Origin of the sequence: Paracoccus sp. P2 (genome assembly GCF_046335115.1) — a bacterium.
Taxonomy (GTDB): Bacteria; Pseudomonadota; Alphaproteobacteria; order Rhodobacterales; family Rhodobacteraceae; genus Paracoccus; species Paracoccus pantotrophus.
Map to the genome: position 1 here is coordinate 1 of NZ_JBGOSN010000157.1, position 1,061 is coordinate 1,061.

Below are 1,061 nucleotides of genomic sequence, written 5' to 3' on the forward strand. Positions count from 1 at the left end.
GCAGGCGGACCGGCGATGCCGCCGCCAGCGCGAATGTGCCGAAAGCCATGCCAATGCCATGCTGCTCGGCCCCGCCGGCATCCAGGAGCGCCGCGACCCCAGGATCAGCCTCAACCTGCTTGCACCGCAGACCCGTTATCCCGACCACCAGCATGCGCCCGAGGAAACCTATCTGGTCCTGTCGCCCGGCCAATTCCTCAAGCCGGAGCGCGACTGGTTCGAGCCCGGCGGCGGCGGCAGCTTCTTCGTGCCACCCAATGCGGTTCATGCCATGCGGGCCGAGGAGGAACCGCTGTTCGCGCTCCGGGCGCTCCGGGCCTGACGGATCAACGACAACAGCAGGAAGGTCAATGCCATGAAGATCCTCGTGCCCGTGAAGCGGGTGATCGACTACAACGTGAAGGCGCGGGTTCGCGCGGATGGCACGGGTGTCGATCTGGCGAATGTGAAGATGTCGATGAACCCGTTCGACGAGATCGCGGTGGAGGAGGCGATCCGTCTGAAGGAAGCCGGCCAGGCCGAGGAGGTGATCGCGGTCTCGATCGGCGTGAAGCAGGCGGCCGAGACGCTGCGCACCGCGCTGGCGATGGGCGCCGACCGGGCGATCCTGGTGGTNCAGGCCGAGGAGGTGATCGCGGTCTCGATCGGCGTGAAGCAGGCGGCCGAGACGCTGCGCACCGCGCTGGCGATGGGCGCCGACCGGGCGATCCTGGTGGTGGCCGCGGACGACGTGCAGCAGGACATCGAGCCGCTGGCGGTGGCGAAGATTCTCGCCGCGGTGGCCAAGGCCGAAGGCACCGAGCTGGTCATCGCCGGCAAGCAGGCCATCGACAACGACATGAACGCCACCGGCCAGATGCTGGCGGCGATCTTGGGCTGGGCGCAGGCCACCTTCGCCTCGAAAGTCGAGATCGAAGGGGCCAAGGCCAAGGTGACGCGCGAGGTCGACGGCGGGCTGCAGACCATCGCGGTGGCGCTGCCGGCGGTGGTCACCGCCGACCTGCGGCTGAACGAGCCGCGCTATGCGAGCCTGCCGAACATCATGAAGGCCAAGAAGAAGC

The 1,061-nt window shown here is 68.0% G+C and carries 2 protein-coding genes; both read left to right on the forward strand.

The genetic code is table 11. From position 1 onward, the window contains the following. Positions 1-322: dimethylsulfonioproprionate lyase family protein (locus ACDP63_RS24960; protein WP_409928867.1), on the forward strand; the 322-nt coding region annotated here is incomplete at its 5' end. A 135-nt stretch (positions 323-457) separates the two neighbouring features. Next, positions 458-1,061 (forward strand): electron transfer flavoprotein subunit beta/FixA family protein (locus ACDP63_RS24965; protein ID WP_409928868.1); only part of this gene is annotated, 604 nt, incomplete at its 3' end.